The sequence below is a fragment of the Thauera sp. 28 genome (genome assembly GCF_000310145.2).
In the GTDB taxonomy this organism is placed as follows: domain Bacteria; phylum Pseudomonadota; class Gammaproteobacteria; order Burkholderiales; family Rhodocyclaceae; genus Thauera; species Thauera mechernichensis.
The window spans coordinates 21,056-35,835 of sequence record NZ_AMXA01000011.1 but is presented as its reverse complement, the minus strand read 5'-3'; the positions used below and the strand labels follow the sequence as shown (position 1 = coordinate 35,835).

General features: G+C 64.9%; 11 protein-coding genes. 1 reads left to right on the top strand and 10 read right to left on the bottom strand.

Annotated features, from left to right (window positions below; translation table 11 throughout):
- Positions 1-43: 43 nt before the first annotated feature.
- The 4 genes from glmM to C662_RS09845 form a co-directional block, all read right to left on the bottom strand.
- Entirely contained in the window at positions 44-1,396 is a 1,353-nt protein-coding gene (gene glmM / locus C662_RS09860) for a phosphoglucosamine mutase (protein WP_002928147.1), read from the bottom strand.
- Between the two features lie 31 nt (positions 1,397-1,427).
- A complete protein-coding gene (folP, locus tag C662_RS09855; RefSeq protein WP_002928143.1) occupies positions 1,428-2,258 on the bottom strand; it encodes a dihydropteroate synthase in 831 nt (276 codons plus the stop codon).
- 130 nt (positions 2,259-2,388) lie between these two features.
- A complete protein-coding gene (gene ftsH, locus C662_RS09850; protein ID WP_002928142.1) occupies positions 2,389-4,281 on the bottom strand; it encodes an ATP-dependent zinc metalloprotease FtsH in 1,893 nt (630 codons plus the stop codon).
- Between the two features lie 122 nt (positions 4,282-4,403).
- The gene (locus C662_RS09845; RefSeq protein WP_002928141.1) at positions 4,404-5,027 is read right to left on the bottom strand and encodes an RlmE family RNA methyltransferase; all 624 of its coding nucleotides are present in this window, start codon (positions 5,025-5,027) and stop codon (positions 4,404-4,406) included.
- A gap of 97 nt (positions 5,028-5,124) precedes the next feature.
- Here C662_RS09845 and yhbY point away from each other — a divergent pair, with 97 nt between their 5' ends.
- Complete coding sequence (gene yhbY, locus C662_RS09840) at positions 5,125-5,580, top strand: ribosome assembly RNA-binding protein YhbY (protein ID WP_002928139.1); 456 nt, start codon at positions 5,125-5,127, stop codon at positions 5,578-5,580.
- 86 nt (positions 5,581-5,666) lie between these two features.
- Here the strand turns inward: yhbY and greA are convergent, their stop codons facing one another.
- The 6 genes from greA to C662_RS09810 all read right to left on the bottom strand — a co-directional run bounded on the left by greA (position 5,667) and on the right by C662_RS09810 (position 14,713).
- Positions 5,667-6,143: a transcription elongation factor GreA gene (gene greA / locus C662_RS09835; protein WP_002928138.1), complete on the bottom strand. Its 477-nt coding sequence runs from the start codon at positions 6,141-6,143 to the stop codon at positions 5,667-5,669.
- Entirely contained in the window at positions 6,140-9,370 is a 3,231-nt protein-coding gene (gene carB, locus C662_RS09830) for a carbamoyl-phosphate synthase large subunit (protein WP_002928135.1), read from the bottom strand. The genes greA and carB overlap by 4 nt, the downstream gene beginning before the upstream one ends.
- Positions 9,371-9,458: 88 nt before the next feature.
- Positions 9,459-10,601: a glutamine-hydrolyzing carbamoyl-phosphate synthase small subunit gene (gene carA, locus C662_RS09825; protein ID WP_002928134.1), complete on the bottom strand. Its 1,143-nt coding sequence runs from the start codon at positions 10,599-10,601 to the stop codon at positions 9,459-9,461.
- 345 nt (positions 10,602-10,946) lie between these two features.
- A complete protein-coding gene (locus tag C662_RS09820; protein ID WP_002928133.1) occupies positions 10,947-13,400 on the bottom strand; it encodes a response regulator in 2,454 nt (817 codons plus the stop codon).
- Positions 13,401-13,415: 15 nt separating this feature from the next.
- Complete coding sequence (gene dapB / locus C662_RS09815; protein WP_002928128.1) at positions 13,416-14,222, bottom strand: 4-hydroxy-tetrahydrodipicolinate reductase; 807 nt, start codon at positions 14,220-14,222, stop codon at positions 13,416-13,418.
- 77 nt (positions 14,223-14,299) lie between these two features.
- Positions 14,300-14,713 carry an outer membrane protein assembly factor BamE gene (locus C662_RS09810; protein ID WP_002928127.1) on the bottom strand — a complete coding sequence of 138 codons (414 nt, stop codon included), beginning with the start codon at positions 14,711-14,713 and terminating at the stop codon, positions 14,300-14,302.
- Positions 14,714-14,780 lie beyond the last annotated feature (67 nt).

Sequence of the window (14,780 nt, the reverse complement as noted above, 5' to 3'; positions counted from 1 at the left end):
TTGGCGACGCCGCATGCTGCGGCGCAAGAAAAATAATCGGCGATCAACCGATCGCGTGCTCAACCGCCGAGGCGATGGACTTGGCAAGGCGGTCCACCTGCGCCCCGTCACACCCCTCCACCATCACTCGCAGCAGCGGTTCGGTGCCCGAGGGGCGCAGCAAAACTCGCCCGCTCTCGCCCAGCTCGCGCTCGGCGTCGTCGCGCGCACGTGCAATCGTGGCGTCGGCCTGCCAGTCGAAACCCGCTGCCATGCGCACGTTGATGAGGCGCTGGGGGTAGAACACCAGGTCGGCGCAGGCATCAGCCAGCGTCTCTCCGCGCTGCTTGAGCGCGGCCAACACCTGCAGGGCGGAGACCATGCCATCGCCCGTGGTGTGGCGATCGAGACAGATGATATGGCCCGAGTTCTCGCCGCCGAGTTTCCAGCCGCGCTCGTGCAAGAGCTCGAGCACATAGCGGTCGCCCACCTTTGCGCGGGCGAAGGGGGCACCGAGGCGGCCGATTGCGTGCTCGAAGCCGAGATTGCTCATCAGCGTACCGACCACACCATCGAGCCGGTCTTCGGCATGGCGCGCTCGCGCGATCACGTAGAGCAGCTTGTCGCCGTCGTAGATCTCGCCGCGCGCATCGACCATCATCAGGCGGTCTGCATCGCCATCGAGCGCGATGCCGAGGTCCGCTCCCTGTGCCAGCACTGCGCTGCGCAGATTCTCCGGACGGGTCGCACCCACGCCGTCATTGATGTTGAGCCCGTTGGGCTCCACCCCGACGGGCAACACTTCGGCGCCAAGCTCGTGCAACACCTTGGGCGCAATGTGGTAGGCAGCGCCGTGTGCGCAATCGACCGCGATGCGCAGGCCGCGCAGGTCGAGCTCGTTGGGAAAGGTGCTCTTGCAGAACTCGATGTAGCGCCCTGCCGCATCCTCCACCCGGCGCGCGCGCCCGAGCTGCGCCGAATCCACGCAGCCCATCGGTTCGTCAAGGTGGGCTTCGATCTCGGCCTCTACCGCATCCGGCAGCTTCGTACCACCAGCGGAGAAGAACTTGATGCCGTTATCGTAGAAGGGGTTATGCGAAGCGGAGATGACGACCCCGGCCTGCAACCGCAGGGCGCGGGTGAGGTAGGCCACGGCAGGCGTCGGGATGGGCCCGGCGAGCATCACGTTGACCCCCGCCGCGGCAAAACCGGCCTCGAGCGCCGCTTCGAGCATATAGCCCGAGACGCGCGTGTCCTTGCCGATCAGCACTGCGGGGTGCTCTCCCGCAGGCAGCTTTTCCCGCGCCACCAGAGTCACGCCCGCGGCGTAACCCAGGCGCATCACGAACTCGGGTGTGATCGGCTCCTCACCCACGCGGCCGCGCACCCCATCGGTACCGAAATACTTGCGCCCCATCCCTGCTCCCGTGAACTAGACGAAAGCGCGATTATGACACTGCCGACACCGCCTGCCATACCTTGAGGACGTCCACCGTGGGCGCAACGTCATGTACACGCACGATGCCCGCCCCACGCTGTACCGCGATCAGGGCCGCGGCCACACTCGCTGCCGTGCGCTCGCCGACCTCACGCCCCGTGACGGCACCCAGCATCGACTTGCGCGACATGCCCGCCAGCACAGGCAGCCCGCCCGCGCCGAAGCGGGCGAGTTCGCGCAGCAAGGTGTAGTTATGCACCGTGCGCTTGCCGAAGCCGAAACCGGGGTCGAGGACAATGCGCCCGCGATCGACGCCCGCAGACTGAAGCGCCGCCACCCGTTCATCGAGAAAGGCCGCCACCTCGCCCACGACATCGTCGTAGCGCGGGTCGAGCTGCATGGTGCGCGGCTCGCCCTGCATGTGCATCACGCACACGGCTGCGTCGCCGGCAGCCACGGCATCGATCGCGCCAGGGGCACGAAAGGCGTTGATGTCGTTGATCATGTCTGCGCCGGCCGCAAGTGCCTCGCGCATCACTGCGGGCTTCAGGGTGTCGATCGACAATGGCACCTGCCAGCCGCGCGCGTGCTCGACGAAGCGCACCACACGCTCCAGTTCCTGCGCCTCGGTCACCGGTTCGGCACCCGGGCGCGAGGACTCGGCGCCAATGTCGAGCATGTCGGCCCCCTCCTCGATCGCTCGCTCGGCGCGACCAAGAGCGGCGGCAACGTCGCCATGCACGCCATCGCCCGAAAACGAGTCATCGGTCAGGTTGATGATCGCCATCACCTTGGGCTGGGCAAGATCGAGGCGGAAGCGACCGCATTGCAGGATGCTCATGAACACTCACTCGGCAACGGAGGAATCGGAATGGGCTGCATCTTCATCGGCCCATCATGAAAAAGGGCCGGATCGACCGGCCCTTTAAGGGGACGGGCCCAGAGGCCCGCAAGCAATAAGACGTATACGCTCAAGCAGCAGGCGCAGCCGCGTTGGGTGCTGCACCCGGCGCATCGTCCTTGGGACGGGGCGCCGGTGCCGCAACCGGCTTGGGCGGACGCGGCGGGCGACCGTCCATGATGTCGTTGACCTGGTCGGCGTCGATGGTCTCCCACTCGAGCAGCGCCTTGGTCATGGCCTCGACCTTGTCGCTGTTGTCTTCGATCAGACGCCGGGCCAGACCGTACTGCTGATCGATGATGCGACGGATCTCGGCGTCGACCTTCTGCATCGTTGCTTCGGACACGTTGCGGTGCGTGGTGACCTGGCGGCCAAGGAAGATCTCGCCTTCCTCCTCGCCATACACCATCGGTCCGAGATTGTCGGACATGCCCCACTGCGTGACCATGCGACGCGCCAGGTCGGTGGCACGTGCAAAGTCGTTCGACGCGCCAGTGGTCATCTGCTTCATGAAGATCTCTTCGGCGATTCGACCGCCGAACAGCACCGCAATGGTCTGCAGCAGACGCTCGCGGTCCTGACTGTAGCGATCTTCGGTGGGCAGCTGCATGGTCACGCCCAGTGCACGACCGCGCGGAATGATCGTGACCTTGTGCACCGGATCGGTCTTGTCGAGCAGGCGGGCAACCACCGCATGGCCCGACTCGTGGTAGGCCGTGTTGCGGCGCTCCTCTTCGGGCATGACCACCGAGCGGCGCTCGGCGCCCATCATGATCTTGTCCTTGGCGCGTTCAAAGTCGTCCATGTCGACCAGGCGCTTGTTGCCGCGCGCAGCGAACAGTGCTGCCTCATTGACCAGGTTGGCGAGGTCGGCGCCGGCAAAACCTGGCGTTCCACGCGCCAGCACCTGCGGGTCAACATCGGGTGCAATCGGCACCTTGCGCATGTGCACCTTGAGGATTTGCTCGCGACCACGGATATCGGGCAGCGAAACGACGACCTGGCGGTCGAAGCGCCCCGGGCGCAGCAGCGCGGGATCGAGCACATCAGGCCGGTTGGTGGCCGCGATCACGATGACGCCGGTCTGGCCTTCGAAGCCGTCCATCTCGACCAGCAGCTGGTTGAGGGTCTGTTCGCGCTCGTCGTTGCCACCACCCAGGCCAGCACCGCGCTGGCGTCCAACGGCATCGATCTCGTCGATGAAGATGATGCAGGGGGCGTGCTTCTTGGCCTGCTCGAACATATCGCGCACACGTGCCGCACCCACACCGACGAACATCTCGACGAAGTCCGAGCCGGAGATGGAGAAGAACGGCACCTTGGCTTCGCCCGCGATCGCTTTGGCGAGCAAGGTCTTGCCGGTACCCGGCGAGCCCACCATGAGCACCCCCTTGGGGATGCGTCCGCCGAGCTTCTGGAACTTGGAGGGGTCACGCAGAAATTCGACCAGCTCGAAGACCTCTTCCTTGGCCTCGTCGCAACCGGCGACGTCGGCAAAGGTGATGGAGTTGGCCGACTCGTCGAGCATGCGCGCCTTGCTCTTGCCGAAGGAGAACGCACCGCCCTTGCCCCCGCCCTGCATCTGACGCATGAAGAAGATCCATACGCCGATCAGCAGCAGCATCGGGAACCAGGAGACGAACACGCTCGCAAGGAAGGACTGCTCCTCGTCGGGCTTGGAGGCGTTGACCTGCACGCCGTAGCGCATGAGGTCGGACACCATCCAGATATCCTGCACGCCCGGCGTATAGACCGTGATGGTGCGTCCTTCCTGCGTGGTTGCCTTGAGCACACGACCGTCCACCGTCGCTCTCGTGATGCGTCCCGCCTTGGCTTCTTCCAGGAACTGGGAGTACTCCATGGTGTTCATGGGAGCCTGGCGCGCATTGAACTGGTTGAATACCGTCATCAGCACGACGCCGATAACCATCCAGATCGCGAGATTCTTGAAGAGATTGTTCAACTTTCTATTCCCCGAAAGCCATTCCGGCCATGTACGCGACAGACCGATTCTAGTGGTGAACGTTCCCACCGGCAAACCAATGACGGCGATTGGCAAAGGCAATCCCCGCGCCGGCATGCCGGTCAGGCTGTCTGCGGCCCCTTGCCGACGAGATAAACCTCGGCACTGCGGTCCCTCGAGGCCTTCGGCTTGCGCACCTGGACCGACGCAAATGCGCCCTCCATCTGCTTGCGAAAGTCCATGAAGCCCTCGCCCTGGAAAACCTTTACGACAAACTGCCCCCCCGGCTTGAGATGCCGCGCCGCGAAATCGAGTGCCAGTTCGCACAGATGGATCGAGCGCGCCTGGTCAACGGTTGCAACACCCGACAGGTTGGGCGCCATGTCCGAGAGCACGACGTCGACCCGCGCGCCCTCGAGACGGGCCTCGAGCAGTTCGAGCACGCTATCCTCGGTGAAGTCGCCAAGGATGAAATCAACGCCCGCAACAGGCTCCATCGGCAGCAGATCGAGCGCGAACACCCTCGCCTTCGGCCCGCAGCGCTTGACCGCCACTTGGCACCACGAGCCCGGCGCCGCGCCTAGATCGACCACGACTGCGCCGGGGCGCAGGAGGTGGTCGCGTTCGTCGATCTCGAGCAGCTTGTAAGCCGCGCGAGCGCGGTAACCATCTGCCTGCGCCCGCTGGACGTAGGGATCATTCACATGGTCATGGACCCAGGCCCGGCTCGTCTTGTTCTTTTTCATCGCTCCATCCGCCACTAAGGGGCATTTCCACACGGCCGCTAGGCCTTCGTCGGAGTAGAATCCGGTTCCCGATGCTTCAAGTATCCAGAGAATCTCAATGACCGAGCTTACCCCGGCGCAGCGCCGCGACCTGCGCGCCCGCGCCCATCACCTCAACCCGGTGGTCACCATCGCCGGTAACGGCCTTACGCCTGCCGTCCTCGCCGAGATCGAACGCGCGCTGCAGGCGCACGAACTCATCAAGGTCAAGGTCCAGGGCACCGAACGCGAACAGCGTGACGCCCTCATGCAAGCGCTGTGTGCGAGCCTGGAAGCCCAGGCTGTGCAGCACATCGGCAGCATCCTCGTCGTCTGGCGCGAACGCCGTGAGCAAGACAAGCCCGCTGCAGCACCCGAAAAGAAACCCGCCCGGGCCGCGACCGCCAAGTCCGCCGCGGCCTTCGCCGCCGCTGCGCGCCGCGCCGCCCTTGCCAAGGCAAGCGCAGAAACCCGTCGTTCACCCGCCCGCGCGCCGGCTGCACGCGGCCGTACAACTGGGGCACGCGGCCGCTGAAGTATGGCGCCGTGATCGGCGCCACGCCTGAGCCGGCCACGCGAGAAGGCGGTGCATTGCACCGCCTTCTTCACGTCCGGCGACAATCAGACGTAGCGTACGTCGATGATCTCGAATTCGCGCACGCCGCCCGGTGCCTGAACCTCCGCAATATCGCCGGCGAACTTGCCAATCAGCGCACGCGCGATCGGCGAGCTGATCGAGATCTTGTTCTCCTTGATATCAGCCTCGTCGTCACCGACGATCTGGTAGGTCACGACCTGCCCGGCATCCATGTCCTCGAGCTCGACCGTGGCACCGAACACGCAACGGCCATCGGCATCGAGCAGCTTGGGGTCGATGATCTGGGCATTGGCGAGCTTGGCCTCGACCTCCATGATGCGGCCTTCGATGAAGCCCTGGCGGTCCTTGGCAGCCTCGTACTCGGCGTTTTCGGACAAGTCGCCATGCGAGCGCGCTTCGGCGATCGCCGCAATCACGTTCGGACGGTCCACGGTCTTCAGGCGGTGCAGTTCGGCGCGCAGCTTCTCTGCACCTGCGACGGTCAACGGAGTCTTGTTCATGCTTGCTGCTTCAGCTCGGTGTGCAGATCCTGCACGGAATAGACATCGAGCCCGCCAGCGAGATGGCGCATGCCCATGCACGCGGCGCGAGCGCCCTCGATCGTGGTGAAGATCGACAGCTTGGCGGCCAGCGCGCTGGTACGGATCGAGCGCGAATCGGTGATCGCCTGGCGCTTCTCCTCGACCGTGTTGATGACCATGACGATCTCTTCGTTCTTGATCATGTCCACGATGTGCGGACGCCCCTCGTTGACCTTATTGACCACAGCAACCGGGATGCCTGCGGCCTCGATTACCGAAGCGGTGCCGCGCGTGGCAACCAGGGTGAAGCCAAGGTCGTGCAGCTCGCGTGCCACTTCCACCGCGACAGGGCGGTCGCTCGGCTTGACACTGATGAACACCGCGCCGCTGGTCGGCAGCTTGACGCCCGCGCCGATCTGGCTCTTGACGAAGGCCTCGGCGAAGCTGCGGCCGACGCCCATGACCTCGCCGGTGGACTTCATCTCCGGCCCGAGGATGGTATCCACGCCCGGGAACTTGACGAAGGGGAACACCGCCTCCTTGACCGAGTAGTAAGGCGGCACGATCTCGCCGGTGACGCCCTGGCTGACCAGGCTCTGGCCCGCCATGCAGCGCGCCGCGATCTTCGCCAGCGGCAACGAGCAGGCCTTGGACACGAAGGGCACCGTACGCGAGGCGCGCGGATTCACCTCCAGCACATACACCACCGCGTTGTCGCCCTCGCCCTGGATCGCAAACTGCACGTTCATCAGGCCGACGACGTTGAGCGCGCGCGCCATCGCCTCGGTCTGGCGGCGCAGCTCGTCCTGCAATTTGGCCGACAGCGTGTAGGGCGGCAGCGAGCACGCGGAGTCACCCGAGTGCACGCCGGCCTGCTCGATGTGTTCCATGATGCCGCCGATCATCACCTGCTTACCGTCGGACAGCGCATCGACGTCCACCTCGGTGGCGTCATTGAGGAAGCGGTCGAGCAGCACCGGCGACTCGTTGGACACCTTGACCGCCTCGCGCATGTAGCGCTCGAGATCCTTCTGCTCGTGCACGATCTCCATCGCGCGGCCACCCAGCACGTAGGACGGGCGCACCACGAGCGGGTAGCCGATCTCGGCCGCGAGGCGCACGGCCTCTTCGGGCGTACGCGCGGTACGGTTGGGCGGCTGACGCAGGCCAAGGTCGTTGAGCAGCTTCTGGAAGCGCTCGCGGTCCTCGGCAGCGTCGATCATGTCGGGGCTGGTACCGATGATGGGCACGCCGTTGTCCTGCAGCGCCTGGGCGCGCTTGAGCGGCGTCTGACCGCCGAACTGCACGATCACGCCGACCGGCTTCTCGATGTGCACGATCTCGAGCAGGTCCTCGAGCGTGATCGGCTCGAAGTACAGGCGGTCCGAAGTGTCGTAGTCGGTGGACACGGTCTCCGGGTTGCAGTTGACCATGATGGTTTCATAGCCATCCTCGCGCAGGGCGAGCGCGGCATGCACGCAGCAATAGTCGAACTCGATGCCCTGGCCGATGCGGTTCGGACCGCCGCCAAGCACCATGATCTTCTTCTTGTCGGTCGGACGCGCCTCGCACTCGTCCTCGTAGGAGGAGTACATGTAGGCGGTCGAGGTGGCGAACTCTGCCGCGCAGGTGTCGACGCGCTTGAATACCGGGCGCACGCCGAGCGCGTGGCGATGCAGGCGCACCGCGGTCTCGTCGGCGTTGAGCAGCTTGGCCAGGCGGCGGTCGGAGAAGCCCTTGCGCTTCAGGTCGCGCAGTTCGGCAGCCTGGATCGCCTTCAGCGAGCGGCCGGCAAGCGCCTTCTCGGACAGCACGATGTCCTCGATCTGGGCGAGGAACCAGGGGTCGATCTTGGTGAGGTTGTGCACCTGCTCGAGGCTCATGCCCTCACGGAAGGCCTGGCCGACGTACCAGATGCGCTGCGGGCCGGCGCTGGAGAGTTCGTGCTCGAGGTCTGCGCTGTCGGCCTCGATCTCGTCCAGGCCGTAGGCGCCCACTTCGAGGCCGCGCAGAGCCTTCTGGAAGGACTCCTGGAAGCTGCGGCCCATGGCCATGACCTCGCCCACCGACTTCATCTGGGTGGTGAGGCGGTCGTTGGCCTGGGGGAACTTCTCGAAGGCGAAACGCGGAATCTTGGTGACGACGTAGTCGATCGAAGGCTCAAACGAGGCTGGCGTGGCGCCGCCGGTGATGTCGTTCTTGAGCTCGTCGAGCGTATAGCCCACCGCCAGCTTGGCCGCGACCTTGGCGATCGGGAAACCGGTGGCCTTGGACGCCAGCGCCGACGAACGCGACACACGCGGGTTCATCTCGATGACGATCATGCGACCGTCCTGGGGGTTGATGGCGAACTGCACGTTCGAGCCCCCGGTATCCACCCCGATCTCGCGCAGCACCGCGATCGAGGCGTTGCGCATGATCTGGTATTCCTTGTCGGTCAGCGTTTGCGACGGCGCGACGGTGATCGAGTCGCCGGTGTGCACGCCCATCGGGTCGAGGTTCTCGATCGAGCACACGATGATGCAGTTGTCGGCGCGGTCGCGCACGACTTCCATCTCGTATTCCTTCCAGCCGAGCAGCGACTCTTCGATCAGCAGTTCGTTGGTCGGGCTGGCCTCGAGACCGCGCTTGCAGATCTCGTGGAACTCTTCCATGTTGTAGGCGATGCCGCCGCCGGTACCGCCGAGCGTGAAGCTCGGGCGGATGATGACCGGGAAACCGATGCCGCCCTGCACCTGCAGCGCCTCTTCCATGCTGTGGGCGATGCCCGAGCGTGCCGAGCCGAGACCGATCTTGGTCATCGCGTCCTTGAACTTGAGACGGTCCTCGGCCTTGTCGATGGCCTCCTCGGAGGCGCCGATCAGTTCCACGCCGTACTTGGCCAGCACGCCGTGGCGGCCGAGGTCGAGCGCGCAGTTGAGCGCCGTCTGTCCACCCATGGTCGGCAGAATGGCGTCGGGGCGCTCCTTCTCGATGATGCGCTCGACGACCTGCCAGGTGATCGGCTCGATGTAGGTGACATCGGCCGTCTCGGGATCGGTCATGATCGTGGCCGGGTTCGAGTTGACCAGGATGACGCGGAAGCCTTCCTCGCGCAGGGCCTTGCAGGCCTGGGCGCCGGAGTAGTCGAACTCGCAGGCCTGGCCGATGATGATCGGGCCTGCGCCGATGATCAGGATGCTCTTGATGTCTGTACGTTTCGGCATTGTCTTGCCTCGATGATTCCTCGACGGCGCGCAGGATGCGCGCGCGTCCAAAACAGTAGCGGCAGGCCGTGGCCTGCCCGGTGACGGCTTACTTGGCGGCTTCCATCAGACCGATGAAGCGGTCGAACAGATAGGCGACGTCGTGCGGACCGGGGCTGGCTTCCGGGTGTCCCTGGAAGGAGAAGGCCGGCACATCGGTGCGCGCGATACCCTGGTTGGTGCCGTCGAACAGCGACACGTGCGTCACCCTCAGGTTCGCCGGCATCGTCGACGGATCGACGGCGAAGCCATGGTTCTGGCTGGTGATCAGCACCTTGCCGGTGTCGAGGTCCTTCACTGGATGGTTCGCACCATGGTGGCCGGTGGTCATCTTCATGGTCTTCGCCCCGGAGGCGAGCGCCAGCAGCTGATGGCCAAGACAGATGCCGAAGGTGGGCGTGCGCGTGGCGACGATCTCGCGGATGGCCTCGATGGCGTAGTCGCACGGCTCGGGGTCACCGGGGCCGTTTGACAGGAACACCCCATCAGGCTTGAGCGCCAGCACGTCGCTGGCCGGCGTCTGCGCCGGCACCACGGTCAGGCGGCAGCCACGTTCGGCCAGCATGCGCAGGATGTTGAACTTGACGCCGAAATCGTAGGCGACGACGTGGAAGCGCGGCTCGGCCTGATCGACGTAGCCCTGGTCAAGCTTCCACTCGGCCTGCTTCCAGTCGTACGACTCGGTCGCGCTCACGACCTTGGCCAGGTCCATGCCGGCCAGGCCCGGGAACGCGCGCGCCTGGGCGATGGCGGCATCTGCATTCAGCGCCTCGCCGTCTGCGGCAGTGGCGATGCAGCCGGCCTGCGCCCCCTTCTCACGCAGCACGCGGGTGAGCTTGCGGGTATCGAGCCCGGCGATCGCGACGATGTTCTCGGCGCGCAGGTAGGCGTCCAGACGTTGCGTCATGCGGAAGTTGGAGGGCAGCAGCGGCAGGTCGCGAATGACGAGGCCGGCTGCGTGGACGCGGGTGGACTCGACGTCCTCGGCATTGACACCGGTATTACCGATGTGCGGGTAGGTCAGCGTGACGATCTGGCGGGAATAGCTCGGGTCGGTCAGGATTTCCTGGTAACCCGACATCGATGTGTTGAACACGACCTCGCCAACCGTGCTGCCAACCGCGCCGATACCCTTGCCGTGGAAGATCGTTCCGTCGGCAAGCGCAAGAAGGGCGGACGGGTATGCACTCACGAGAAGCTCCTGGATTCAGCTTGTAGATCCGGGACACGCATGGCGCGCCCCGATACGAGAAAAAGCAAGACGTACAAAAAGCGGGACAGGCCTCGGGGCCAATCCCGCTTGTTGAGCCGGCAGTCATCGCCACCTGGCTCCAATTCGCCATGACCCGAACGATGGTCGTCAATCACGACGACAACCGATCCGCGGCCGCACCGCAGACGAAAGTGTTTGATTCGGGGAAGAAACCTTTCATGCCCGGGTCGATGAAAACTGCGAAATTGTATATTTTTGGGCCTTTGAAGGCAAACCCCACGATGGATTCGACACCCGAGCAAGCCGTCCGGGATGGCCAGCCCCCTACGCCGAGTCGTTACGCAACACGCGCGCGAGCAAGCCGAGTTCGGAAATGAGGATGCGCGCCTGCGAGGTCGCCGCCTCTGGATCGCTGGCACGCGCGAGCGACTCGAGCTTGCGTGCAGCCTCGACCGCCCGATTGGCAGAGAACAAGCCCACCGACCCCTTGACCGCGTGACCGATCTCGGCGAGCTGGGCGTAGTCCATCGCCGATGATGCGCGCTGCAATTCGACCACCGTGCGCTCGTGATCGCGGAGAAAGACGTCGACCAACTGGCGGACGATATCCTCGTCACCGTCGAACATCGCACGTGCCTCGTCCAGGCAGGCGATCTGCCTGCGCCCCGCCTCGCCGAGCTCGAGCAGGCTGACGTCGGCCTCTTCATCCGCTTCGCCCCCTGCGCGCTCACCACAGGCGCGCTCGATCGCGGCCAGCAGCTCGTGGGGATGAACCGGCTTCGAGACATAGTCGTCCATACCGGCGTCCAGGCAACGCTGCCGGTCGCCCTCCATCGCATGCGCAGTCATGGCAATGATCGGCATCGGCCGCCAGTCACCCTGCACGACCCAGCTGCGACGGGCCTCGCGCGCGCGAATGGCCTGCGTTGCCTCGAGGCCGCCCATCACCGGCATCTGGACGTCCATCAGGATGAGGTCGAAGCGCCCCTGATCGAAGGCTTCGAGCGCCTCCTCGCCGTTATTGGCGAGCGTGACCGAATGGCCAGCGCGTTCCAGCATGCGCTGAGCGACGGTCTGGTTCACCGGGTTGTCCTCCACCACCAGCACCTCCAGCCGCCGTCCTCCACCCACCGGCTCGGCGCCAACACCCTCACCCAGGTCGAAACGCAGGTTCGCCATCAACACCGAGCCCTGCACGTCCACAGCCTCGCCGCCCGCGCGCGCCATCCGCAAGACATCGAGCAGATCTTCCTGGGAGAAGGGTTTCACGAGCCTCGAGTTCAGTCCTATCTCCGCGCAGCGGGCTGCATCATTGCGCTGCGAATGGCTCGCCATCATCATGACGATGCGATCGAGGCGCGAATCTGCATCGGCAAAGCGCTGAGCCAGGGCAAAGCCTGCCGGATCGGGAAGGCTGGCATCCATGATAAGGAAGTCGTATGGCTCCGAGCCATCGCGGGCCGCCACCAGCGCTGCAAGGACATCCCCGCTGCCGGCAACGCGTTCGGCACGCGCACCGAACGCGCTCAGCTGGCGGCAGATCGATGCCGAGAACGCCTCGTTGCGCGCGGCCACCAGCACCCGCGTGGCCCGTAATGCAGTGGCGTCCAGCGGAGTCGGCCCCGCCACGACTTCCAGCGGCAGCGTGAAGCGAAACACGCTACCGCCCCCTGGCGTGCTCTCGACCTCGATCCGGCCGTGCATCAAGTCGAGCAATTGACGGGTGATCGCCAGGCCAAGACCGGTGCCGCCGTACTTTCTCGTTGTCGACGTATCGGCCTGCGAGAACACACCAAAGATCGATTCCAGTTTGTCCGCCGGAATACCACAGCCGGTGTCACGAACAGCCACGGCCAGCACTGCTGCACCTGCGGCATCGTGGGCACGACCGACGCTGACCTCAACTTCGCCCGCGTCGGTAAACTTGATCGCATTGCCGATGAGGTTGGTGAGGATCTGACGCAGACGGGTAGGATCCCCTCTGAGAACGGCCGGCACATCGGGCGCAATCTCGTAGAACAACTCCAGCCCTTTCTGGCTCGCCCGCAGGCCAAGGCTGCGCACCGTCTCGGAGACCACCGCAACGACCGAGTAGTCGATTGCCTCGACATTGAGCCGACCAGCCTCGATGCGCGAAAAATCAAGGATGTCGTTGATGATCGTGAGCAGCGCCTGCGCCGACGTCCTCACCGTCTCAAGATACTCGCGCTGCTCGCCGACGATGCCCGAATCGAGAAGAAGCTCGGTCATGCCGATGATGCCGTTCATCGGCGTGCGGATCTCGTGACTCATGTTGGCGAGGAAGTCGCCCTTGGCCCGACTGGCGGCCTCCGCCGCCTCCTTGGCCTCGAGCAACTCGAGCTCTCGCCGCTTGCGCGCGCTGACATCGCGAAGCGTGCCGACCACGCGCAACCAGCGCCCGTCTGCAGCACGATCGAAAGCCTCGCCCTCGATCTCGAGGCAACGCCACTCACCCGCGGCCGACAACGCTCTGATCTCCGCACGAAACTCTGGCGTGACACCACGCAGATGATCGACGAGGCGGCGATGCAGCAGCGAGCGGTCTTCCTCGTTGACCAGCTTCAACCAGTCCAGCGCCACCCCGGGACCATGCCCGAGTACGACCGACAGGCCGCGGTCGAAATCAATGCTGTCATTTTGTAGATCGAGCTCCCACACGCTCGCGCCCGTATGGCGCTCGATCAGTTCGAGCTGCGCGCGAACCCGCCGCAACTGGGCCAGCGCCTCATCGCGGTCAAGTTGCGGATCTGCGCTCATCAGCAGTCCTGCCGCTCAACGCAGACCGAGAACATCCTGCATGTCGAACAGACCCGACGAACGGCCGCCAAGGAAGCGCGCGGCGCGCATTGCACCAGTGGCGTAGGGCATGCGACTGCCCGACTTGTGGGTGATCTCGATACGTTCACCGAGGCCGGCAAACAGCACGGTATGGTCGCCGACGACATCACCGCCACGGATGGTGGAAAAGCCGATCGTCTCGGGCTTGCGCTCTCCGGTATAGCCCTCGCGGCCGTAGATCGCACACGCATCCAGATTGCGACCCAGTTCGCGGGCAACGACCTCACCCATGCGCAGGGCGGTACCCGACGGGGCATCGACCTTGAAGCGATGATGCGCCTCGATCACTTCCACGTCGTAACCTTCGTCGAGAATGCGCGCAGCGACCTCGAGCAGCTTGAAAACGGCGTTGACGCCGACCGCCATGTTGGGCGCGAACACGACCGGAACCTGCTGCGCAACTTCGGCAATGGCCGCCTTGCCGGCAGCGTCGAACCCGGTGGTACCGATCACGACGGCCTTGCCCAGCTCACGCGCGAGGGCGAGATGAACGAGCGTACCCTCCGGGCGCGTGAAGTCGATGACGCAATCGGCCGCAGCGATGGCTGCAGCCGCGTCATCGTTGATCTGCACCCCGGTGTTGATCCCGGCCATCTCACCGGCGTCACGGCCGATGAAGGGGGTCTGCGGACGGTCGAAGGCCGAGGCGAGCACGACCCCCTCCTCCTTGAGCGCCGCCTCGATCAGCATGCGCCCCATGCGGCCGGAGGCACCGGCAATGGCAACCCTGACATCGGACATTCTGTTGCAATCCTGGAATAGATGATATGAGCGCTAGCCGGCGCCGCGTCGTGCGCGCTCGCCGGGCTGAGCGGTATTCAGTCGCGCCGGGCAGGCCCTGGCACCTCGACGACACGGACACGCGTCGACGGCTGCGCGCCCTCGCCCGTCGCATCGGCGGCCTGCACATCACCTTCGACGCGGTCGAGCACATCATTGACGAAGAACACCGAGATCACGCGCTGCTGGGGCGCAGCACGACCCGAACGGTGGTGATAGACGTAGTCCCAGCGGTCATTGCGGAACACGTCCGCGACCAGCGGCGACCCCAGGACGAAGCGCACCTGCTCGCGCGACATGCCCTTGCGCAGCTGGGCAAGCATGTCCTGATCGACGTAATTACCCTGACGGATGTCGATCCGATACGGGTCTACGACTCCGATCGCGGAGTCTAGAGAGCAGCCGCCAAGCAGGACGGCAGTGACGGTTACCGCAGCGATGTAGGAACGCATGGATGATTTCAAGCCTGACGCGACCGGGTCGCGGTTCTCAGAAGGGGGTAAAAAATATAACATACGC

Coding starts and splice junctions, on each gene's coding strand:
- glmM (WP_002928147.1), bottom strand. CDS start 1,396: ATGGGGCGCAAGTATTTCGGTACCGATGGGGTGCGCGGCCGCGTGGGT.
- folP (WP_002928143.1), bottom strand. CDS start 2,258: ATGAGCATCCTGCAATGCGGTCGCTTCCGCCTCGATCTTGCCCAGCCC.
- C662_RS09845 (WP_002928141.1), bottom strand. CDS start 5,027: ATGAAAAAGAACAAGACGAGCCGGGCCTGGGTCCATGACCATGTGAAT.
- yhbY (WP_002928139.1), top strand. CDS start 5,125: ATGACCGAGCTTACCCCGGCGCAGCGCCGCGACCTGCGCGCCCGCGCC.
- greA (WP_002928138.1), bottom strand. CDS start 6,143: ATGAACAAGACTCCGTTGACCGTCGCAGGTGCAGAGAAGCTGCGCGCC.
- carB (WP_002928135.1), bottom strand. CDS start 9,370: ATGCCGAAACGTACAGACATCAAGAGCATCCTGATCATCGGCGCAGGC.
- C662_RS09820 (WP_002928133.1), bottom strand. CDS start 13,400: ATGAGCGCAGATCCGCAACTTGACCGCGATGAGGCGCTGGCCCAGTTG.
- dapB (WP_002928128.1), bottom strand. CDS start 14,222: ATGTCCGATGTCAGGGTTGCCATTGCCGGTGCCTCCGGCCGCATGGGG.
- C662_RS09810 (WP_002928127.1), bottom strand. CDS start 14,713: ATGCGTTCCTACATCGCTGCGGTAACCGTCACTGCCGTCCTGCTTGGC.